The following is a 22,196-nucleotide window of genomic DNA, read 5'->3' as shown; positions in this document are numbered from 1 at the left end:
CGCGCGATAGCAGGCAAGACAAGAGGAGTGGGGGACTTATCGTGCGAGCGGCGTTCAACCGGCCATCCCGCCGGCCCGCTCGATGGCCTCGACGCGGCCGCGCATCGTCTTGCGATACCACAGCGTCCACAGCGCGAGTCCCACGTAGATGCCGTAGCCGATAAAGGGCGACACGACGAGGAAGCGTTCGATCGGCCACGTGAGCGCCATCCACGCGCGTAGCGCGGTTTCGGCGGTGAGGCCGATGCCCCACACGAGCGTCATGGTTCGCATCGCGGTGGCGAGACCGGGGCGTTCGCGCCACAGCGCCTCGAAATGCGCGGCGCCGCCTTCCATTTCGCGCGCGACCGTCGCGCGCGCGAGGTAGAAGATCAGCGGACGACGCATCGGCAGCGACAGCAGGAACGCGACACCGACCGCGCCGGACACCAGCGACTCGCGCAACAGCAGCATGCGCGGACTGCCGCCGAGCGCCATGGCCGCGACCGACAGCACGATGCCCGCCACCACCATCACGCTGAGCGCATCGACACGCCTGAAGCGCGCGAGCTCGATCGCGCTCCACACGAGCGGCGGCACCGCGGACGCGATCAGCGCGCCGGTCTCGCCGACACGCGGCAGCGCGAGCCGGTAAGCGAGCCACGGCAGCAGAAAGTTGACGGCCAGTTCGAGCACGAAACCGGGACGGATTTTCATATGAATTTACGCCGTAAGCGAAAGAGTCAGTATCGATGAACCGGTTGCGCCGACGCAAATGGTTTTTTTCGTAGCGTTCGCGAAACGGTATCGACGAGGCCGCACCGGACCCTTCGGCGACCTCGGGCATCGCGCGGCGCGCGCTTGTACACTGATGCATCTTCTTTCCCCATCACCCATGACATTCCGCTATCCGATCCCCCCGAACGAAATCGAATTGACCGCCGTGCGAGCGCAGGGGGCGGGTGGTCAGAACGTCAACAAGGTGTCGAGCGCGATCCATCTGCGCTTCGACGTGCGCGCTTCGTCGCTGCCGGAAGTGCTGAAGATGAGACTGCTCGCGCTGTCCGACCACCGGCTCACGCGCGACGGCGTCGTGGTCATCAAGGCGCAGGAGCATCGGACCCAGGAGATGAACCGCGCGGCGGCGCTCGCGCGCCTCGATGAACTGATCGAAAGCGTCAGCGTGACACGCAAGCATCGGGTCGCGACGCGGCCGACACGCGCGTCGAACCTGCGACGGCTCGACAGCAAGGCAAAGCGCGGCGAGGTCAAGTCGGGGCGTGGCCGCGTGCACGAATAGGCGCGGGCCGCTAACGCCTCGCGCCGCGTCTGCCGGTGCTCACGTTCGGCGGCGCCGCTTCCGGCACGAAGTCGACGCACAGCACGTGCGTGCCGTCACGCTCGAATGCGATCGCGGCGGTGTAGCAGTCCTGTCCATCGGCGAGCGAATAATGCGGCCCCATCATCGCGACGCGGCCCGGCGCCGCGAGCGCGTGTCGGAAATACGCGCGCCGCGACCAGTTGCTGCGCGTTTCGGCATAAAGCGGCGCGAGCCGCTTCGGAGGCGGCGGGACCGACGCCGCCGTCACCGAAGGCTGGGTCTGCTCGCCCAGGCCGTCGGTGAGGAACACGCGGCGAGCTTCCGGCAGATGCCAGACCTTTTGCGCGGCCTGTTCGAGGTCGCCGGTCGCCTTGTAGGTGTCGGCGGCGGCCAGCACCGCTTCCGCGAAGCCCTCGAAGCCGAGCCGCTGATGGCCGGCGTGCGCGCGCTCGTACTCGGCGAACTTGCTCCAGATCGACGCGACGAGCGCCGGCACCTTCGTGCACGCGGCCCGCACGCTGCTCTTCGGCTGACCGAACCAGAAGCCCTGCACGAAATCGACGTCGGCCTGCATCAGGATCATCAGCTCCTCATCGGTTTCGACGCCTTCGGCGAGCACCAGCGTGCCCGATTGATGCAGCATCGCGATCAGATGGCTGATCATCGATTCGTCGCCCTCGCGCTTGCCCGCGCGCGCGACGAGCGAGCGATCGAGCTTGACGATGTCGGGGCGGAAGCGCCACACGCGGTCGAAGTTCGAGAAGCCGGTGCCGAAGTCGTCGATCGCGATCAGGAAGTCGCGCGGCTGCGACGCGGCGAGCATGCTGGCGACGGCGGATTCGTCGTCGGCGGGCTGCTCGAGCACTTCGATCACGATGCGCTCCTGCGGCAACCCGAAATGCGCGGACAACTCGTCGATGAACGCGCGCTGCGGCCAGCCGGTTTCGAACACCTGCGGGCGCGTGTTCAGAAACAGCCAACCGGTGCTGATGCCTTGCTCCATGAAGTTCGCCACGTGCAGGCAGCGCGCGATGCGATCGAGCTCGCGCGCTTCGGCGGCCGAGCGCGTGCCGGAGAACAGCACTTCGGGCGAAACGGGCAGGCCGACCGGATCGAACGCGCGCAATAGCCCCTCGTAGCCGACCACGCACTGATGCGTGACCGACAGCACCGGCTGGAACACGCTGTGCAAAGTCAACGCGCGCCAGGTCGCGGTCCAGCCCGATTCGCCACGGACCAGGTGCGGGAGCAGGCCGCTCACGGTCAAATCACCGACGGATGGCATAGAGGCGGGCATGAGAGCTGACATGGGGTCGTTGCGGCAAGGGGTGAAGGGGCACGCAAACCCATTCGGCGCGCAGCGCTCGTACACCCGAGGCGTCGACGGGACGAAACGGATGCGTCCCGCGAACACGGAGGGCGGTACCAGCTACGCTGGACTCCGGCGAATTGGTCAAAATGAGTCTAGCAGTTTGCAGCGCGCGACAATGTGCGGGTAATCACAAACGCATGGGCGGGAAAATTGTCCGCAAAACCGCTGCCTACAGCCGTGCGGCAACCCTTTGCGGTCATTCGCCGGAGCGTCTCGCGCGCTTGCCGTGCGCGAAACCGATTGTCAATCGCAGTGAGGTGCCGTACCACGCCGAGGGTAGCAGGGCGCCCAGTGGTCGCCCGCCAAACTCCAGGCGCCGACGGTGCTCACATGTTAGTGCTGGCGTTGGGGGTGGGGCGGCCGTTCGGGCGCGGGGCTTGACGCTGCTATGCCGGGCGGGTTCTGGCTTGACGCGACGGCGGTGCGGCATGGCGGGCGGAGGCGAGATTCGTGCGTCGCCATGCTGGCCGGCGCGCTGGTCAGCTGGCCGGCAGGTTCAGCGATCGGCGGGTATGCTGCTGATTTTCGTGAACAGGGGAGATCAGGCATGGCGGAAATCGCGGTGGTCGCAATTTCGGTGGCGAAACCGGGGCATGAGGAGCGGTTGCGCGAGGCGCTCGAAGGCATCGTCGGACCGACACGCAAAGAAGCAGGTGTGCTGCAGTACGACCTGCACCGCGACGTGCAGGAGCCGCGCCGGTTCGTATTCGTCGAGCGGTGGGAAAGCCAGGATGCGCTCGCGGCGCATGCGAAATCCGCGCATATCCAGGCCTATAAGAAGGCTGCCGCGGATTGGATCGAGCACGCGGAGATTCGCGTGGTGTCGAAGATCGCCTGAGTTTGGGCGCGGGTGTCAACCTCGCGCGGACACGCTGAACAGGTCGGGCGGCCCTTAGGCCGCCGGCGCGCGGTCAGCGATCAGTGGGTCGCTTGCGGGACATCGAGAATCAGAATGATCGTCCAGTCGGCGTCGCCGTCATGGTGATACTGGCGCTCCGCGACGATAAACGGCTGCTGCTTGCCAGCCGGGCCGAGAAACAACACGTCGCCTTCCATCGGCAGGCATTCGACGGGCGGCAGCGCGAGGTACGCTTCCTGACCGCCACGCGGCATCAGTTTTTCGATCTTGCGAGATGCTGCTTCGGTCCATTCGATATCAAGCTGGATGTTGCTCATGCTGTCCTCCGCACCAAGGTGCGCACGGGTTAGGGGAGGCCGGCGGCTCGCCGGTCGGTGCGCGACTTTAGCATACAGAAAGCCGGGCGCCGGCGGCTTTGCCGGGCCGGTGCGCGCTCGAAGCGCTGCGTAGACAGCGAGCCGATCACGCAAATAAAAAAGCCGAAACCGGCGCTGCCAGCTTCGGCTTTTTCACCTTCACGACGAGGCCGCGAGGCGAGGATCCGCGAAGTCTCGCTCAGGTGCCCGATGCGTCGGCACCCTTCTTCGGATGATGCGGAGCCATCTTGTGATGCTTGGCCGGGGCGGCCGGTGCGCTTCCCATCGACTGCTCGCGATTTTGCAAATCCTGCGCGCGCTGCTCGATGTCGGCGGCCTTGGCCGGATCGGTGCTCGTCGTGATGCCGTTGTCCTGCGCGTAAGCCGCGCCGGCTGCGGCACTCAGGGAAACCAGGATCGCCAGGGACACTTTCTTCATCGTTACCTCCGTAGAGTGGTGGTGGACCCGATTATTGCCTGTCCAGTGGGAAAGACAATCCATTCTATCGAGCAAACTCTGCTCCAGCCGATGCCTTTGTAACCGCGCTCAACATTTGTTACGTTTTGTAATAGGTCAACCGGGTCGGCTATGGAATCAGCTTATACGATGCGCGCGCACCCTAGGTGCCGGTGGTGTGCGGATGCCGCCCGGCCGTGTTCGAACTGTCAGTTCGCCCGGTTGCATGAAGCGCGCTGCCTTGGACAGGCGAGAGCGGATCGGCCCATGTCGTTTGTCAGAACCAGCCGATCGCGCGATACAGATGAAATTGCGCGAGACCGCCCAGTTCGTGCAACGCGATCTCCGCGGCCTTGAGATTATCGAAGCGTGGCAGCACGCCGAGCCGCACGCGCCGCGCGCTCGAAATCTGCGGCTGAGGCTCGATGCCGAAGCGCTGGAAGTCGAGCAGCGCACGAGGCATCTGATACGCGGAGGTGACGAGTATCAACGTGTCGTAATGTGACTGACCGACAATAGCTGAGACGTTGCGCGCGTTTTCGTAGGTCGTGCGGCTGGTTTTCTCGAGCACGATGTCCGAGCGCGCCACCTGCTGACGCAGCAGGTAGGGCAGGTAGGTGTCAGCTTCGGTCGCGCTATGGCGCTGTGGATTGCCACCGCTCACGATCACCTGGCACGTGCTCGCCGTACGCTTGCAGGCCGCATAGTTCTGCGCACTGACCTCGATGCGCGAGAGCACGTCGTGCGGCGGAACCAGCACGTGGTCGTGGTCGTAGATCGTGCCGCCGCCGAGCAGGACGATCGCCGTGCGTGGCGCGAAGGTGGCTGCCGTGGCGCTCTGTCGTTGCGGTTGCGCGAGATCGAGCAGTGGTGCGGTCAGCCAGCCGGCGGCCAGCAGCCAGAACAGCGCGATCATGCAGACGGTGAGCGGCCGGCGGGCGCGCTTCCATAGCACGATTGCTGCAAAAAAAAGCGCTAATAAAGTGAATAGAATCAATTTAAATGGGGTAACGTATGTCTTTCGGGACAAATCCACGGGCCAGCCATCGCGCCGCGGCGGTTGCATCGTCGGTTCGTGGGGAGAACGCTAACATGCCGTTCTGACGGGGGTTCCGAAAACGAGACCAGGCAGCACCTGGCGGAATTCCGCTGTCGTACAGGCGGCGAGCTTCTGACCAGGAGCGGGTGCTACGCGCGTCGCCGGTGGCGCAGCGACGCGGGGGCATGAATGTGTCATAGCTGCACTTTAAGAAAGAAGTGAGATGACCACGTATTCCAACGAAGCGGTACTTGAAGCGCTGCGGCGAGCGCAATATCGTCAGGTTCCCTGGGCCAGAAGGCCGGGTGTCTTCCAATATCTTCGCGCGCTGGGGCTGATGGACACCGTTCGTCAGCGAACCGTCGCACCGGCGCCGGGCTTTCACGCCCCCGTCGACATCGCCGTGCTCACCGAGCGCGGCAGAGCGGAGTTCGCGCGGCTCGAGCACGACGAGCGTCTGCTCACATGGACCGCGCAACGCATGAACGACTATGCACTCGGCGCGGCGGAACCGCAGACCGCCGCGACAGCTGAAGTCAGGCCTTAGCTTAAGGTTCATCGCTTTTCTCAATCACTGTCCGCCCGGGCCTGTCACCCCTCGGCGGGCCGTCTCTACCGCCGACCGGTCGCCGTGCGCGTCCGGGGGCGAATCTCGGCTTCCCCATCGACGAAGTAGCGACGCAATTCGCGCCGGCCGTTGCCCGTGCGCGCGTTTGGCGCCATCAACGCCGCGAGGGCGAAAAAAAGCCCGTATCACGAAGATACGGGCATACCGGAATTACTACTGCCACGCTGTGCTAATGGCGTTGAGTCAGACTGGTCCCGCGTCCGGTGGTTCCCCGATCGTGCACGCTCAATGCGAGAGGCCAGGCGCCGCGTCGCACGACGCGCTGTCCCGGCGGCCACTCGCCACATCATCGCCGCCGCTGATCCTCGCGCGGCGCATCCGGACGTGCCCGCACATTGCTGGCGATATCGCCGCGCAGATCGCCACGCGGCGTCGGCGGCGTGAAGTCGCGATTGCGGGCCTCGCTTTGCTGCCACGCTTCCAGCGTGGCCTGACGGTCCGGGCGCCAGTTCCAACCTTGCGGACGTTGTTGCGCGAATGCCGGTGCGGCTATCGATGAAATCACAATGCCGCACAACAGCAGTGACATTGGTTTCATTTCCGAAATCCCCCTGAACCTCGAGCCCGTCGACTCAAGGCCTGTTTGCATAAGTATTAAGGTATGCCGGGGTAAGAAAGGACGCTGTAATTAATAGTAAATGGATGTTTCACCCGGAGCTATTGGGCGGTTGGGGAGTCTGAGGCTGCTCGCACGGAGCGCGAAGGGGGCGTACGAACGGCGCGCCGGAACGGGCGCGCGAGGCAGAGAAGGCCGCGTCTCGCGGGGCGACCGGCAAAGGTTGGCGGGTCGTTGGCGTGCGCGCGATCGTGGATGAGTCGGCTGGACAAAAAACCGGGCGCCCGCAGGCGCCCGGTGACAACGTAGTTTCGCGTCAGGCCATCTTGACCGGCGCACGCCACGATTCCGGATTGGTCCAGAACGCGCCGCGCAGGCGGTCGCGGCTCGGCGGTGCCGGCGGTTTCGCGGCGGTTGCGCCGATCCGGCCACGCAGCGAGATTTCGCGGCCGCTCGTGCCAAGCCGCTTCACAATCTCAGCGAGCGTGCCGTCGGCTTGCCACTCGTCGAAGCGGCGGCGGCAAGTCGGCGGGGACGGATAGCGGCCCGGCAGCTTGGACCAGCCTTCGCCCGTCGACAGCACCCAAAGCACGGCGTTGACCACCGCCCGAGCTTCCACGCGCGGTCGACCGCGCCGTTCGCTGCGCGCCGGCTCGGCACAGAACAAAGCCTCGACTAGCGCCCACTCGTTATCTCTCAAATCGTCGAACAGCATCATGTTTCACCTCAGCGAAGCTAACTCCGGTGCGCTGCCCCGCGCCGCGCACTCTTCACGCACTCGATAGGCGAGTGCCAAAGGGGACGGGCTTGCCACGGATTGCCTGTGCAACCGGAAACCATGGCGCCGACCCTGTGCGTCTCTCAACGCATGAAGTGTGCCAATCTGATACCGATTGTCTGAAATCCCCGTAGCGGCGGGCCAACGCGGGCGCCAACCAGGGCCGTATAAGAATCCAAAAAACCTATCTCGCAAATCGGGACAATCACCAATCTTGTGCAGGCAGGCCCGGCCAGCGTGCGTTCGCGCCTTTTTGCTGCATTGCAACGACCGCCTTGACATGCGCTATGCAGCCTGGATTTCGCCGTACAATGCGCATTAAATTGCGCTATTGATGAGGTGGGCAAATGAATGTGACGCTGCGGCAGCTCAGGGTTTTCATCGAGGTGGCGCGCTTGCAAAGCTTCAGCCGGGCCGGCGATGAAATCGGCCTCACGCAGTCGGCGGTCAGTCGCTGCGTGCGCGAGCTCGAAAGCGAGATCGGCCTGAAGCTCATCGATCGCACGACACGCGAAGTGCAACTAACCGACGTCGGCGGCAACCTCGTCTCGAGCGTGTCGCGGCTGCTGTCGGATCTCGACGACGCGTTGCGCGAGATCCGCGAAATCGGCGAGCAGCGCCGCGGCCGCGTGGTGGTGGCGGCGAGCCCGACCGTCGCGTGCCGGCTGATGCCGCGCGTGGTCGCGACGTGCGGGGAGCAATTTCCTTATGTGACGCTCGGCCTGCGCGACGACGTGCAAAGCGACGTAGTGCGCAAGGTGAAGTCGGGCGAGGTGGACTTCGGCGTGATCATCGGTCCGTTTTCCGACGACGATCTGCTCAGCGAAACGTTGATGACCGACTCGTTCTGCATCGTCTCGCGGGACGATCACCGGCTCGCCGCGCGCAAGCAGGTTACGTGGAAGGACCTCGACGGCGAGCAACTCGTGATGCTCGACTATGCGTCCGGCAGCCGCCCGATCATCGACGCGGTGATGCAAGCGCAGGGCGTGAACGCCACCGTGGTGCAGGAACTCGGCCATTCGGCGACCGTGTTCGGGCTCGTCGAGGCGGGCGTCGGGATCAGCGTGCTGCCATGGCTCGCGCTGCCGCTGCCGGCGGGTGCGTCGCTGGTCGCGCGTCCGTTGGTGCCGCGCGCCGAGCGTCGCGTCGAATTGGTGCGGCGGCGCGACCGGTCGCTGTCGCCCGCGGCCGAGGCGGTGTGGAATCTGATCCGGCAGTTGCCGGGGCGGGCCGAGGAATTGAATTGACGGGCATGATCGCCCGCGGTCTGTCCCAACGGTGAGTAGGCGCGAGGCGCGGCCCGCCGCGCATCCGGACCTACCGCCACTGGCTTCGCCGCTGCCCGGTCACCCGGCGCGCTAAACTAGCGCCTTCATCGCGCACGCCTTCGCGGTTGCGCCCCGAGCCCGTTATCCTCCACCCACCCGGAAGCCTCGATGAGCGAATTGGACCTGCCCGTGCCCTCCATCCCGAATGCGCGCGACGCCGTACGCGCGCTGCGTCCATCGCAAATCCGTGAAGTCGCGAACGCCGGTTTCGGCGTCGACGACGTGTTGCCGTTCTGGTTCGGCGAGTCCGACCGAGTAACACCCGCATTCATCCGCGACGCCGCGAGCGCGGCGCTCGCCGCCGGCGCGACGTTTTACACGCACAACCTCGGCATCGCGCCGTTGCGCGCGGCACTCGCCGGCTACGTCAGCGAGTTGCACGGCGCGACGTCGCCCGAGCACGTCGCGGTTACGAGCGCGGGCGTCAACGCGCTGATGCTCGCCGCGCAGCTGGTGGTCGGTGCGGGCGATCGGGTGGTTGCGGTGACGCCGCTATGGCCGAATCTGGTCGAGATTCCGAAGATTCTCGGCGCGCACGTCGAAACGGTCTCGCTCGGCTACGGCGAACGCGGCTGGGAGCTCGATGTCGAGCAATTGCTGGCCGCGCTGACGCCCGACACGAAGATGCTGATGATCAACTCGCCGAACAATCCGACCGGCTGGGTGATGAATCGCGACGACCAGCGCACCGTGCTCGAACACTGCCGACGTCACGGCATCTGGATCGTCGCGGACGAGGTCTATGAGCGGCTCTACTATCCCGGCGATGACGACGCTCAGGCGGCCGGCGGCCGCACCGCGCCGTCCTTTCTCGACCTCGCGACGCGCGACGAACGCGTGATCTGCGTGAATTCGTTCTCGAAAGCGTGGCTGATGACCGGGTGGCGGCTAGGCTGGATCGTCGCGCCGACCGCATTGATGGAGGACCTCGCGAAGCTGGTCGAGTACAACACGTCGTGCGCACCGTCGTTCGTGCAGCAGGCGGGCATCGCGGCGCTCGAGCAGGGCGAGCGGTTCACTCAGCAGTTGGTGCGCGACCTAAGGACGTCGCGCGATCATCTGGTGCGCGCGCTGTCGGCGGTTCCCGGCGTCGACGTGAAGGCTCCGCTGGGCGCGATGTATCTGTTCTTCTCGATGCCGGGCTCAATACGCAGTCTCGATTTGTGCAAGGCGATGGTGCGCGAGGTCGGGCTCGGCGTGGCCCCCGGCAGCGCGTTTGGGCCGCAGGGCGAGGGGTTCGTGCGGTGGTGCTATGCGTGCGATACGGCTCGGCTCGATGCCGGCGTCGAGCGGTTGACACGGTTTCTGGCGCGCCACGCCGGCGCCTGAGGCCCCGCCTTGGCGTGCCCGCCCGGCTGCTTCTTACGCGCCGCGAGCGCCAAAAAGCCGCGAATCGTAAAAATCTTCTTTCTGGCGACTCCGCCCGGGCGGGCGCGGGGACACTGGTCGGTGGTGCAGCAGAAGATGCACGGGGGATCGCGGCTTTACGCCCCGGTCGTTTTTGCGTAATATGGCGCTCAGTCACGCGATTCCTTTCAGGAATATCGCCGCTCCGTCCGGCTGGGTCTGGCTCGATAAGTCTGTTCGCCGCCCCCCGGTGCGTGCTCCCATCAATATGACCGATCAGAATCGGGCGAGCGCGTCTTCAGTTCCACATCGTCTGTTTGATCCGGTTCTTTGACCACAGGGTCTGACCTAGCTGCATGAATACCCAAGAGGCGAAGATCGTCCTCGAGACTGCCTTGATCTGCGCGCAGGAGCCGTTAAAGCTCGTCGAATTGCGCAAGCTCTTTGCCGACGGCGTGTCGGCAGACACTGTTCGGACTTTGCTCGAAGACCTGAAGCGGGACTGGTCTGGGCGCGGTGTGGAGCTGGTCGGGCTGGCGTCGGGCTGGCGGTTTCAAAGCAGGCCCGCGATGCGTTCGTATCTGGATCGGCTGCATCCGGAAAAACCGCCGAAATATTCGCGTGCGGTGCTCGAAACGCTCGCGATCATTGCTTACCGGCAACCGGTGACACGGGGCGATATCGAAGAAATTCGCGGCGTGACCGTGAATACACAGGTCGTCAAGCAGCTCGAGGATCGCGGCTGGATCGAGGTGATCGGTCATCGCGACGTGCCGGGGCGGCCGGCGCTGTATGCGACCACGCGTCAGTTCCTCGACGACCTCGGCCTGACGGCGCTCGACGAGCTGCCACCGCTTGCCGATCCGTCCGCACAGCTGAACGCGGATTTGCTAGGTCAGCATGCGATCGAGTTTGCCGAGGGCGACGCCCAAAGCGTGCAGCAACAGGATGCGGAGCACGACACGGCGGGTGAGGCTGGCGAGCCTTCTTCGCCGGAAGCGGCACAGCACTTCGTGTCGGGATCGGAAGCAGAGCCGCGCGAGATCGTAGTCGAGTCGACCTTCGAGTCGGAGCCCCACGCGGAAGCAGCCGTGCAGGCCGGCACGACAAATGCGTCGAGTCCGTCGGACGCGTCGAGCGCGCCGCACGACACGCAGCAGCAGCCCGAACCGGCACCCATGGCCGCGCAGACCAGCGTCGCCGGCTCGGCACAGCATCACGATCCGGTCGCCCAGACCGATCCGGCAACACCCGCGCACGACTCGGGCGTAGCTCGCAATACGAAGCACGCCGCCGAGCCGAACCCGATCGAGGCGGCGCACGACGATCCCGAAGATCGCCGCGATGCCGCGCAGGACGCAGGTTTTCTGACCGACGACGAAACCGAGTCGCGCAGCGCCTGACGTAACCGAACTTTTTTGCCGCGCCCGCAATGGGCGCGCGCGACCTGACATTTTGAGGTTGTTTTGACACATACCCACGACACCGATTCGTCCGAATCCGAGCGCCCCGTGCCGTCGGCGCGGACCGACGAACGCACTACGCAAGCGTCGGCAGGCGAGCGCGAGCGCCCGGCTCATGGCGCCGAAGCAGAGGGCGAAGAGCGCCCCCGTCGCGGTCTGCGTCGCGGGCCGCGCAGCCTGATCGCGCGACGCCGCGCCGGCGCGAAGACGAAGGCAGCCGAAGGCACGCCCGAGCAAGGCGCGCCGGTGGTCGCCGAAACCCCGCCGGACGGTGAGGTCGTCGGCCAGGTACGCGCACCGCGCAAGGACGCGGGCGCGAAACAGGGCGGCCGTCGCAATGCCGGAGGTGCGAAGCGCGAGGGCGAGGGTGCGTCACGCGAAGGCCAGCGCGAGCGTCAGCCGCGCGACGGCAAGCGTGAAGGTCAGCGTGAGGGCCAGCGCCAGAACCGTCGCGGCGCCGATGCGGCCGCAGCCCCGGAGTCGGCTCAGGACGATCTGTTCTCGTACGTGACGTCGCCCGCATTCGATGCCGACAACACCACGACTGGCGGCGTACGCGCGCCGATGCTGCGCCGTGGCAAGGCAGCGGGCCCGAAGCGCGTGCTGTCGCCCGATGAGGACGCGCCGAAACTGCACAAGGTGCTCGCCGAGGCGGGCATGGGCTCGCGCCGCGACATGGAAGAGCTGATCATCGCCGGCCGCGTATCGGTGAACGGCGAACCGGCACACATTGGCCAGCGCATCATGCCGACCGACCAGGTTCGCATCAACGGCAAGCCGGTCAAGCGCAAGCTCGCCAGCAAGCCGCCGCGCGTGCTGCTGTACCACAAGCCGACCGGCGAGATCGTCAGCCACGCGGACCCGGAAGGCCGTCCGTCGGTGTTCGACAAGCTGCCGCCGATGAAGACCGCCAAGTGGCTCGCGGTCGGCCGTCTCGACTTCAACACTGAAGGTCTGCTGATGCTGACCACCTCGGGCGATCTCGCAAACCGCTTCATGCATCCGCGTTATAGCGTCGAGCGCGAATACGCGGTGCGCGTCGTCGGCGAACTCGCCGAGGGTATGCGTCAGAAGCTGTTGCATGGCGTCGAACTCGAGGACGGTCCGGCCAACTTCCTGCGTATCCGCGACGGCGGTGGCGAAGGCACCAATCACTGGTACCACGTCGCGCTCGCCGAAGGGCGGAATCGCGAAGTGCGCCGCATGTTCGAAGCGGCCGGCCTGATGGTCAGCCGGCTGATTCGCACGCGCCACGGCCCGATCTCGCTGCCGCGTGGTCTGAAGCGTGGCCGCTGGGAAGAGCTCGAGGACAATCAGGTGCGCGCGCTGATGGCATCGGTCGGCCTGAAGGCGCCGACCGAGGAGCGCGGCAGCCGCAATGCGGCGCCGGAGCGTCGTCAGCCGGATCCGATGCAGACGTCGATGGGCTTTATCAACCGCGAGCCGGTGCTGATGTCGCACAGCCGCTTCGAGCAGCAGCCGCGCGGACAGGGCCGCCGCGGCGCGGCGGGCGGCGGCTTCGGCGCGGGCATGGGGAGTGGCACTGGTTTCGGGGCCGGCGCGGGCAATCGTGGCACCGGGGGGCAGCGCGGCCGCGACGTCGACGGCAATCGCGCGCCGTCGCCCAACGGTAACCGTGCGCGCACTGGCGGCAAGCGTGCCGGCGCGCCGGCGGGCACCGGCGGCGGCAATCGCGGGCCGGGCGGCAATCGTGGCGGCAACGCCAACCGTGCCGGCGGTAACGCGGGTCCGGGCGGTGCGAATCGTGGTGGCGGTTCGGCGCGCGGTCGCTCGCGTGGCCGTTGAGCGGGGTGCTCAACCGGGGTTGACGGGCGGCCGTTGAACGGCGATACGCTTTGTGAAGTTCGCATGACCTGCCAGGCTAGCGGTCGAGCCAGACGGCTCGTTCAGCAATCGCGACGCGCATCATCAATGCCGAGCGCTTGCCGGCGAGCCGTTGATCGTTTTTGATGACTCGTGCCACCTCGCGTTTTCCGCGTTCGAGTGGCTTTCCGACGCGTCAAACACCGTGCGAAGCGGCGACGAAAAGTAAACCGACGATTCGCCGCAAAGTGTCGATGTAGCCCGTCCGGCTCCCTTTTTGGATCGCCTGGGCGACCGTGCAAAAGCCCGGATTTGCCGCCACATCGTCGAAAGATTCCTATCAAATCAAGCGGAAATGCGTATCGCCCGGCGTTCTGCGGATTGCGTTTGGGCCGAAAAATGGCTACAATCGCGAAGTCGCTGGGCGTACGGTTTTCATGTGCGGCTCAGGTGCGACCACCGGCAATAAGATGATGGGCGTTCAGCCCATTTTTTTTTGCCGCTCAGTTCATCGTGGTTCGGCATCTCGGGTTCGCACCAACGTGCGCCGGCTTGGCGCGCGGCCCGCATTGGTTGTTTGCAGAAGAGGCGAGGCTCGCTGCGCGAACATCTAAGAGGGCACTGTGCAACTGACGGAACTGATTGAAACCACGGTCGTGGGACTCGGCTACGAGCTCGTCGATCTCGAGCGCACCGGGCGCGGCATGTTGTGTATCTATATCGACCAGCCGGCCGGCATCGCAATCGAAGACTGCGAGAAGGTCACGCGTCAGCTCCAGCACGTTCTGACGGTTGAAAATATCGACTACGAGCGGCTCGAAGTGTCGTCGCCCGGTCTCGACCGCCCGCTGAAAAAACTGGCGGATTTTGAACGTTTCGCGGGCAGCGAAGCGGTTATCACACTGAAAAAGCCATTGGACGGTCGGAAATCGTACCGGGGTATCTTGCATGCCCCGCAGGGCGAGACGATCGGTCTGGAATTTGAAGGAAAAGAAGGCGCCGCGATGCTCGATTTCACGCTCGCGGACATGGACAAGGCGCGCCTTGTTCCGAAAGTTGACTTTAGGAGCCGCAAACAATGAGTCGCGAAGTGTTGATGCTGGTGGATGCGCTGGCACGCGAGAAGAATGTCGACAAGGACGTGGTATTTGCCGCGCTCGAAGCGGCTCTCGCTTCGGCCTCCAAGAAACTCTTCGAAGAAGATGCGGATATCCGCGTCCACATCGACCGTGAAAGCGGTGAGCACGAAACGTTTCGCCGCTGGAAGGTGGTGCCGGACGAGGCTGGTTTGCAGGAGCCGGATCAGGAAATCCTGCTGTTCGAGGCTCGCGAGCAGCAGCCCAATATCCAGCTCGACGAGTTCATCGAGGAGCCGGTGCCTTCGATCGAATTCGGCCGTATCGGCGCGCAGGCAGCCAAGCAGGTGATCCTGCAGAAGGTGCGCGACGCTGAGCGCGAGCAGATCCTGAACGACTTCCTCGAGCGCGGCGAACACATCATGACCGGCTCGGTGAAGCGCGTCGACAAGGGCAACTTCATCGTCGAATCGGGGCGCGTCGAAGCGCTGCTGCGCCGCGACCAGCTGATTCCTAAGGAAAACCTGCGCGTCGGCGACCGAGTGCGCGCCTACATCGCGAAGGTCGATCGCACCGCGCGTGGCCCGCAGATCGAGTTGTCGCGTACGGCGCCGGAATTCCTGATGAAGCTGTTCGAGATGGAAGTGCCGGAAATCGAGCAGGGCCTGCTCGAGATCAAAGCGGCGGCGCGCGACCCGGGCGTGCGTGCCAAGATCGGCGTGGTCGCGTATGACAAGCGCATCGATCCAATCGGCACTTGCGTCGGTATTCGTGGCTCGCGCGTGCAGGCCGTGCGTAACGAGCTCGGTGGCGAAAACGTCGACATCGTGCTATGGTCAGAAGACCCCGCCCAGTTCGTGATCGGCGCGCTCGCGCCGGCAGCCGTGCAGTCGATCGTCGTCGATGAAGAAAAGCATTCGATGGACGTCGTCGTCGACGAGAACGAACTCGCGGTCGCGATCGGCCGCAGCGGCCAGAACGTGCGGCTGGCCAGCGAGCTCACCGGCTGGCAGATCAACATCATGACGCCGGACGAATCTGCGCAGAAGCAGAATCAGGAGCGCGGTGTCCTGCGCGACCTGTTCATGGCGCGTCTCGATGTCGACGAGGAAGTCGCCGACATCCTGATCGACGAAGGCTTCACGAGCCTCGAAGAGATCGCCTACGTGCCGCTCAACGAAATGCTCGAAATCGAGGCATTCGACGAAGACACCGTTCACGAACTGCGCAACCGCTCGCGCGACGCGCTGTTGACGATGGCGATCGCGAACGAAGAAAAGGTCGAAAATGTAGCGCTCGACCTGAAGAGCCTGGACGGCATGGACGCCGACCTGCTCTCGAAGCTTGCCGAACATCAGATCCAGACGCGCGACGAACTCGCCGAGCTGGCCGTGGATGAACTGGTCGAGATGACCGGAGTGGAAGAGGATGCCGCTAAGGCGTTGATCATGAAAGCACGTGAACACTGGTTCCAGTGAGAAATGACCATGGCGCACTAAATTGAACGCGGCCGTTAGGCCGCATGACACGATGCTAACCGCAAGGAATCGGTCCTTGCATTAAGAGGAATGAATGGCGAGTAACAACGTAGCCCAATTTGCCGCGGAACTGAAAATGCCTGCAGGCGTGCTGCTCGAGCAGCTGCAGGCGGCGGGCGTCACAAAAGCGAGCGAAGACGACAACCTGTCCGAGGCGGACAAGGCGCGTCTGCTCGACCACTTGCGCAAGTCTCACGGCTCGACTGACGCGGACAAGCGCAAGATCACGCTGACGAAACGGCATACGTCGGAAATCAAGCAGTCCGATGCGACGGGTAAAGCTCGCACCATTCAGGTCGAGGTGCGCAAGAAGCGCACGTTCGTCCGCCGCGACGAGGCCGTCGCGGAAGGCGGGGATGCATCGAATCATGTGGCCGAAAACGCGGACGCCGAAGATCTCGAATTGCAGCGTCGTGAGGAAGAAGCACGTCACGAAGCTGAACTGCTCGAAAAGCAGGCACAGGAGCTGAAGGCGCGCCAGGACCAGCTCGAGCGCGAAGAGGCCGAGCGTCAGGCGCGCGAGCAGGCTGCAGAAGCCGAGCGTCAGCGTGCTGAGGGTGAAGCGAAGAAGCGCGCAGCGGCTGCGGCCGAGGCGGCGGCTCGCGAGAAGGCCCAGCAGGCGGCGGCGCAAGCTGCCGCACCGGCTGCCGCGAAGTCAAGCGAGCAGGACGACGAACGCGCGGCAGCGGAACGCGCCGCGCAACGCGAAGCCGCGAAGAAAGCGGAAGACGCTGCACGTGTGGCTGCCGAAAAGGCGCGCGCCGAACAGGAAGAAATCGCCAAGCGCCGTGCGGCGGCCGAAGCCGAAGCGCGCGCGATTCGCGAAATGATGAACACGCCGCGCAAGGCGCAGGTGAAGGCGCCGGAACCGGCACCGAAGCCCGCCGAGCCGGCGAAGGCGGCGGAAGCCAAGGGTACGCTGCACAAGCCGGCGCGTCCGGCTGGCGAAGCACCGGCACGGCCGGCTGCCAGGAAGCCGGCGACCGCCGCGGCTCCGGCGCCCGCGAGCGCGCCGTCTGTGGGCGACAAGAAGAAGCCGGGCGGCGGTAAGAGCGGCTGGCAGGACGACGCAGCGAAGCGCCGTGGCATCAAGACGCGCGGCGATTCGAGTGGCGGTGTCGACCGCGGCTGGCGTGGCGGTCCGAAGGGTCGTGGCAAGCATCAGGAACAGGCCACCACGTTCCAGGCGCCGACCGAACCGATCGTGCGTGAAGTGCACGTGCCGGAAACCATCACGGTCGCGGATCTCGCGCACAAGATGGCGGTGAAGGCTTCGGAAGTCATCAAGGTGATGATGAAGCTCGGCCAGATGGTCACGATTAACCAGATGCTGGACCAGGAAACGGCGATGATCATCGTCGAGGAACTGGGCCACCGTGCGGTTGCGGCGAAGCTGGACGATCCCGAAGCGATGCTGGTCGAGGGCGAAGTAACCGACGCCGAAGCGCTGCCGCGTCCGCCGGTCGTCACCGTGATGGGTCACGTCGACCACGGCAAGACCTCGCTGCTCGACTACGTCCGCCGCGCCAAGGTCGCCGCGGGCGAAGCGGGCGGCATTACGCAGCACATCGGCGCTTACCACGTCGAAACGCCGCGTGGCGTGATCACCTTCCTCGATACGCCGGGTCACGAAGCCTTTACGGCCATGCGTGCCCGCGGTGCGAAGGCAACCGACATCGTGATTCTGGTGGTCGCCGCCGACGACGGCGTGATGCCGCAGACGAAGGAAGCGATCTCCCACGCGAAGGCCGGCGGCGTGCCGCTCGTCGTCGCGATCAACAAGATCGACAAGCCGGATGCGAATCCGGAGCGCGTAAAGCAGGAACTCGTCGCCGAAGGCGTGGTGCCGGAAGAGTACGGCGGCGATTCGCCGTTCGTGCCGGTGTCGGCGAAGACCGGCGCGGGTATCGACGATCTGCTCGAAAACGTGCTGCTGCAGGCCGAAGTGCTGGAGTTGAAGGCGCCGGTCGAATCGCCTGCCAAGGGCCTCGTGATCGAAGCGAAGCTCGACAAGGGTAAGGGTCCGGTCGCAACGATTCTCGTCCAGTCGGGTACGCTGAACCGCGGCGACGTCGTGCTGGCAGGCAGCGCCTACGGTCGCGTGCGTGCAATGCTCGACGAAACCGGCAAGCCGACCAAGTCCGCTGGCCCGTCGATCCCGGTCGAAATCCAGGGTCTGTCGGAAGTGCCGCAGGCTGGCGAAGAAGTGATCGTGATGCCGGACGAGCGCAAGGCGCGTGAGGTTGCCCTGTTCCGTCAGGGCAAGTTCCGCGACGTCAAGCTCGCGAAGCAGCAGGCCGCGAAGCTCGAGACCATGCTCGAGCAGATGGGCGAAGGCGAAGTGCAGTACATGCCGCTCATCGTCAAGGCCGACGTGCAGGGTTCGCAGGAAGCGCTGGTGCAGTCGCTGCAGAAGCTCTCCACCGACGAAGTGCGCGTGCAGATCGTGCACGGCGCGGTCGGCGGCATCAGCGAGTCGGACGTCAACCTCGCGACGGCGTCGAAGGCTGTCATCATCGGCTTCAACACCCGCGCGGATGCGCAGGCTCGCAAGCTCGCGGAAGCCAATGGCGTCGATATCCGCTACTACAACATCATCTACGACGCCGTGGATGACGTGAAGGCGGCGATGTCGGGCATGCTGGCGCCGGAGAAGCGCGAAGTCGTGACGGGTACGGTCGAAGTGCGCCAGGTATTCAAGGTGCCGAAGGTCGGCTCGGTGGCCGGTTGTATGGTCACGGACGGTTTCGTCAAGCGCTCGTCGTCGGTGCGCGTGCTGCGCAACAACGTCGTCATCTTTACGGGCGAACTCGATTCGCTCAAGCGCTTCAAGGACGACGTGAAGGAAGTCCGTCAGGGCTTCGAGTGCGGTATGTCGATCAAGAACTTCAACGACATCGTCGAAGGCGATCAGTTCGAAGTCTTCGAGGTCACCGAAGTCGCGCGTACGCTGTAATTCACGCGGCACGGCACAGCGGGCGGAACGGGCTTGACGCCCGCTCCGCCCGTTGTTTTTGAGCCCGCTGCGTCGAGTTTGTCGATGGCTTCGTTGCCGCGTTCGTCGTGAATCGGCCCTCACAGGCCGCGACGATCGCGACGCCGTCGTATCGAATGGATAACAAACACGGCTCGCGCGAACCATTTTTTGCATCCGTCATAGCGGAGCACACAACACCATGCCTAAGAAACGTACTACTCCCAATCGCAACGTGCAGATCGCCGATCAGATCCAGCGCGACCTGGCCGAGCTGCTGCGCGAGGTCAAAGATCCGCGCATCGGCATCGTCACGTTCCAGAGCGTCGAGCTGACGCCCGACTACGCGCACGCGAAGGTCTACTTCACGACGCTGACCGGCGACCCGCAGCAGACGCTCGAAGCGCTGACGCACGCGGCCGGCCATCTGCGCAATCTGCTGTTCAAGCGCCTGCATATCCATACGGTGCCGACGCTGCATTTCCACTACGACAAGACGATCGAGCGCGCCGTCGAGATGTCGCGTCTGATCGACGAGGCAAATTCCACGCGCGCGAAAGACGACTGAGCATCTGCCATGCCGTGGCGTTCCATGTAGCGCACGGCGCCGTCTTTCGCAATTCCAGAACGATCTGCCTCACTCGACATGACCGCACCCCAACGCCCCCGCGTGCCGCGTCGCGCGCTCGACGGCGTGCTGTTGCTCGACAAGCCGCTCGGCCTGTCGAGCAACGACGCGCTGGTTCGCGTGAAACGTCTCTATCTGGCGAAAAAGGCGGGCCACACCGGCACGCTCGACCCGCTCGCAACCGGCCTGTTGCCGCTGTGTTTCGGCGAGGCCACCAAGTTCTCGCAAGATCTGCTCGAAGCCGACAAGACTTACGAGGCGACGATGCGCCTCGGCATCCGCACGACGACCGGCGATGCCGAAGGCGAGGCGCTCGACGTCCGCGCCGTCGACTGTGACGAAGCGGCGGTGCGGGCGGCCTTGCCGAGATTCGTCGGCGAGATCGTCCAGATTCCGCCGATGTACTCGGCCCTCAAGCGCGACGGCAAGCCGCTGTACGAATACGCGCGCGCCGGACAGACGGTCGAGCGGGAAGGGCGGCAGGTGACGATTCACACGCTCGAGCTGCTTGCGTGCGCGTTGCCCGATGTGACGTTTCGCGTGACGTGCAGCAAGGGCACGTATGTGCGCACGCTTGCCGAGGATATCGGCGAGACGCTCGGCTGCGGCGCGCATCTGGTCGCGCTGCGGCGCACGGGCGTCGGTGCGCTGACGCTCGAACATTCGGTCACGCTCGACGCGTTGTCCGATGCGACCCAGTCCGAACGCGACGCATGGCTGCAACCGGTCGACGCGTTGCTGTCGACGTTCCCGCAGGTTTGTCTCAACGATGACGACACGCGCCGCTTCCTGCACGGCCAGCGTCTTAAGCTGTCGTCGTTGACGATCGCCGCCGACGCAATGAGTGCCCCGCGCGTGCGGGTATATTCGGCGCAGGGGCGGCTTCTCGGAGTCGCGAAACCGGGCGAAGGCGTGCTTGCACCCGAACGTCTGATCGTCACGACGGAGAGCTAGGCGTTGCCGTTTTGCCAGTCCGGCGCGGACAATGAAAAAGCGGGATCGCTATCGAGCGATCCCGCTTTTTCATGCCATCGGGTGTAGCGATGTCGAACCAAAGCAACACCGCCAACTATGCGCTCAGTGCGCCGCGGCCGCTGCCGCCCCCGCATCGCCGCCTGCCCGTTCCGGCCGCGTGATCCAGATCAGCGCGATCAGCGCGACAAAAATACCGGCCGAAATGAAGAATAGATCGTTCACGCCGAGCTGCGCGGCCTGCTGCGTGACCATGGTGTTGAAGAGACCATAGGTCTGCTGCTGATCCAGGCCTGCCGCGCCCATCTGATGAATCGATTGACCAAACGCCGGGTTGTAAGCATTCGCCTGTTCGGTCAGTTGCGCGTGATGCATGATCGTGCGGTGATCCCATGCGGTCTGGAAGATCGACGTGCCGATACCGCCGCACATGATCCGTACGAAGTTCGACAGCCCCGAGGCCGCCGGAATTCGATGGCCCGGCAAGCCCGACAGCGTGATCGACACGAGCGGAATGAAGAAGCCCGCCATGCCGATGCCCTGAATCAGCGTGGGCAGCATCAGCGAGTACGTATCGACGCCCGTCGTATAACGCGAGCGCATCCAGAAACACAACGCGAAAATCAGGAACGACAGCGTCGCGATATAGCGCGGATCGGTGCGCGGCAGCACCTTGCCGGTCAGCGGCGACAACAGGATCGCGAACACACCGACGGGTGCCATCACCAGTCCGGCTTCGGTCGCCGTGTAGCCGATATCGGTCTGCAGCCACAGCGGCAGCAGCACGAGATTGCCGAAGTAAAGGCCATAGCCGATCGACAGGGCGATCGTGCCGCCGCTGAAATTTCGCCGGCTGAACAGCGACAGGTCGACCACAGGATGCTCGGCCGTCAGCTCCCACACGATGAAGAACGCGAGCGCGATCACCGCGACGAGTGCGAGCACGACGACCGTCGTCGACGAGAACCAGTCGAGGTCCTTGCCCTTGTCGAGCATCACCTGGAGCGAGCCGACCCAGACGATCAGAAGACCAAGACCGACGCCGTCGATTGGCGCCTTCCTGATGACCGAATCGCGGTTGCGGAAGATCATCCATGTCGCGGCGGCCGCGATCGCGCCGACCGGAATATTGACGTAGAAAATCCACGGCCACGAGATGTTGTCGGAAATCCAGCCGCCGAGAATCGGACCGGCAACCGGCGCGATCAGCGTGGTCATCGCCCACATCGATAGCGCCATCGGCGCCTTCGCGCGCGGGTAGCTTGCGAGCAGCAGCGTCTGCGACAGGGGGATCATCGGCCCGGCCACCGCGCCTTGCAGCACGCGCGACGCGAGCAGGAACGGCAGGTTCGGCGACAGTCCGCACATCCACGACGACAGCACGAACAGCACGATCGACGCCATGAACAGCCGCACCTGGCCGATGCGGTCGGTGAGCCAGCCGGTCAGCGGCACCGAGATCGCGTTGGCCACCGCGAACGACGTGATCACCCACGTGCCCTGGTCTGACGATACGCCGAGGTCGCCCGAAATTGACGGAATCGACACGTTCGCGATCGACGTGTCGAGCACGTTCATGAACACGGCGAGCGACACCGCGATGGTGCCGATCACCAGTTGCGCGCCCTCGAGTGGCGGGTGAGGGACTTGCGCCTGAGCCTGAGCCATTAAAAGAGCCTTCTATGAATCGTCGGGCCG

19 protein-coding genes and 1 pseudogene are annotated in these 22,196 nt (G+C 64.8%); 12 read left to right on the top strand and 8 right to left on the bottom strand.

The window, feature by feature from the left end; translation table 11 throughout:
* Positions 1–54: 54 nt before the first annotated feature.
* A complete protein-coding gene (locus EVC45_RS02630; protein WP_129956476.1) occupies positions 55–696 on the bottom strand; it encodes a VC0807 family protein in 642 nt (213 codons plus the stop codon).
* A 178-nt stretch (positions 697–874) separates the two neighbouring features.
* On the opposite strand from EVC45_RS02630, the gene arfB reads away from it, so the two are divergent.
* Positions 875–1,279 carry an alternative ribosome rescue aminoacyl-tRNA hydrolase ArfB gene (gene arfB / locus EVC45_RS02625; protein ID WP_129956475.1) on the top strand — a complete coding sequence of 135 codons (405 nt, stop codon included), beginning with the start codon at positions 875–877 and terminating at the stop codon, positions 1,277–1,279.
* A 10-nt stretch (positions 1,280–1,289) separates the two neighbouring features.
* Here arfB and EVC45_RS02620 read toward each other — a convergent pair whose 3' ends face one another.
* The gene (locus EVC45_RS02620) at positions 1,290–2,585 is read right to left on the bottom strand and encodes an EAL domain-containing protein (RefSeq protein WP_129956584.1); all 1,296 of its coding nucleotides are present in this window, start codon (positions 2,583–2,585) and stop codon (positions 1,290–1,292) included.
* A gap of 634 nt (positions 2,586–3,219) precedes the next feature.
* On the opposite strand from EVC45_RS02620, the gene EVC45_RS02615 reads away from it, so the two are divergent.
* A complete protein-coding gene (locus EVC45_RS02615) occupies positions 3,220–3,510 on the top strand; it encodes a putative quinol monooxygenase (protein ID WP_129956583.1) in 291 nt (96 codons plus the stop codon).
* A gap of 80 nt (positions 3,511–3,590) precedes the next feature.
* On the opposite strand, the gene EVC45_RS02610 is transcribed toward EVC45_RS02615, so the two are convergent.
* The 3 genes from EVC45_RS02610 to EVC45_RS02600 form a co-directional block, all read right to left on the bottom strand.
* A complete protein-coding gene (locus EVC45_RS02610; RefSeq protein WP_008923870.1) occupies positions 3,591–3,848 on the bottom strand; it encodes a hypothetical protein in 258 nt (85 codons plus the stop codon).
* Between the two features lie 238 nt (positions 3,849–4,086).
* Complete coding sequence (locus tag EVC45_RS02605) at positions 4,087–4,326, bottom strand: hypothetical protein (RefSeq protein ID WP_129956474.1); 240 nt, start codon at positions 4,324–4,326, stop codon at positions 4,087–4,089.
* A 295-nt stretch (positions 4,327–4,621) separates the two neighbouring features.
* Positions 4,622–5,341, bottom strand: a complete 720-nt coding sequence (locus EVC45_RS02600; protein WP_373682972.1) for a YdcF family protein — start codon at positions 5,339–5,341, stop codon at positions 4,622–4,624.
* 265 nt (positions 5,342–5,606) lie between these two features.
* Between EVC45_RS02600 and EVC45_RS02595 the strand changes: the two genes are divergently transcribed.
* Complete coding sequence (locus EVC45_RS02595) at positions 5,607–5,930, top strand: hypothetical protein (RefSeq protein ID WP_129956473.1); 324 nt, start codon at positions 5,607–5,609, stop codon at positions 5,928–5,930.
* 367 nt (positions 5,931–6,297) lie between these two features.
* Here the strand turns inward: EVC45_RS02595 and EVC45_RS02590 are convergent, their stop codons facing one another.
* Positions 6,298–6,549, bottom strand: coding sequence for a hypothetical protein (locus EVC45_RS02590; protein ID WP_129956472.1), 252 nt, complete (start codon positions 6,547–6,549; stop codon positions 6,298–6,300).
* Positions 6,550–6,886: 337 nt separating this feature from the next.
* Positions 6,887–7,282, bottom strand: a pseudogene (locus tag EVC45_RS02585) (transposase); the annotation flags it as partial.
* A 410-nt stretch (positions 7,283–7,692) separates the two neighbouring features.
* On the opposite strand from EVC45_RS02585, the gene EVC45_RS02580 reads away from it, so the two are divergent.
* The 9 genes from EVC45_RS02580 to truB all read left to right on the top strand — a co-directional run bounded on the left by EVC45_RS02580 (position 7,693) and on the right by truB (position 20,480).
* Entirely contained in the window at positions 7,693–8,595 is a 903-nt protein-coding gene (locus EVC45_RS02580; protein WP_129956471.1) for a LysR family transcriptional regulator, read from the top strand.
* A gap of 189 nt (positions 8,596–8,784) precedes the next feature.
* The gene (locus EVC45_RS02575; protein WP_129956470.1) at positions 8,785–10,005 is read left to right on the top strand and encodes a pyridoxal phosphate-dependent aminotransferase; all 1,221 of its coding nucleotides are present in this window, start codon (positions 8,785–8,787) and stop codon (positions 10,003–10,005) included.
* Between the two features lie 374 nt (positions 10,006–10,379).
* Positions 10,380–11,426 carry an SMC-Scp complex subunit ScpB gene (gene scpB / locus EVC45_RS02570; RefSeq protein WP_129956469.1) on the top strand — a complete coding sequence of 349 codons (1,047 nt, stop codon included), beginning with the start codon at positions 10,380–10,382 and terminating at the stop codon, positions 11,424–11,426.
* 63 nt (positions 11,427–11,489) lie between these two features.
* Positions 11,490–13,292 carry a 23S rRNA pseudouridine(2605) synthase RluB gene (gene rluB, locus EVC45_RS02565; RefSeq protein ID WP_129956468.1) on the top strand — a complete coding sequence of 601 codons (1,803 nt, stop codon included), beginning with the start codon at positions 11,490–11,492 and terminating at the stop codon, positions 13,290–13,292.
* A 641-nt stretch (positions 13,293–13,933) separates the two neighbouring features.
* Positions 13,934–14,392 carry a ribosome maturation factor RimP gene (rimP, locus tag EVC45_RS02560; RefSeq protein WP_006052964.1) on the top strand — a complete coding sequence of 153 codons (459 nt, stop codon included), beginning with the start codon at positions 13,934–13,936 and terminating at the stop codon, positions 14,390–14,392.
* Positions 14,389–15,864 (top strand): transcription termination factor NusA, encoded by a 1,476-nt coding sequence (gene nusA, locus EVC45_RS02555; RefSeq protein WP_129956467.1) that lies wholly within the window; start codon positions 14,389–14,391, stop codon positions 15,862–15,864. Before rimP ends, nusA begins: the two co-directional genes overlap by 4 nt.
* 94 nt (positions 15,865–15,958) lie before the next feature.
* Positions 15,959–18,880 carry a translation initiation factor IF-2 gene (gene infB / locus EVC45_RS02550; RefSeq protein ID WP_129956466.1) on the top strand — a complete coding sequence of 974 codons (2,922 nt, stop codon included), beginning with the start codon at positions 15,959–15,961 and terminating at the stop codon, positions 18,878–18,880.
* 220 nt (positions 18,881–19,100) lie between these two features.
* Complete coding sequence (gene rbfA, locus EVC45_RS02545; RefSeq protein WP_008922231.1) at positions 19,101–19,466, top strand: 30S ribosome-binding factor RbfA; 366 nt, start codon at positions 19,101–19,103, stop codon at positions 19,464–19,466.
* A gap of 78 nt (positions 19,467–19,544) precedes the next feature.
* Positions 19,545–20,480, top strand: a complete 936-nt coding sequence (truB, locus tag EVC45_RS02540; RefSeq protein ID WP_129956465.1) for a tRNA pseudouridine(55) synthase TruB — start codon at positions 19,545–19,547, stop codon at positions 20,478–20,480.
* Positions 20,481–20,603: 123 nt separating this feature from the next.
* On the opposite strand, the gene EVC45_RS02535 is transcribed toward truB, so the two are convergent.
* Positions 20,604–22,166, bottom strand: a complete 1,563-nt coding sequence (locus tag EVC45_RS02535; RefSeq protein ID WP_129956464.1) for a DHA2 family efflux MFS transporter permease subunit — start codon at positions 22,164–22,166, stop codon at positions 20,604–20,606.
* Between the last annotated feature and the right edge of the window lie 30 nt (positions 22,167–22,196).

The organism is Paraburkholderia sp. UYCP14C, assembly GCF_004197395.1.
Classification (GTDB): domain Bacteria; phylum Pseudomonadota; class Gammaproteobacteria; order Burkholderiales; family Burkholderiaceae; genus Paraburkholderia.
Note: the sequence above shows the minus strand (reverse complement) of the source record. Positions and strands in the feature narration are given on the sequence as shown.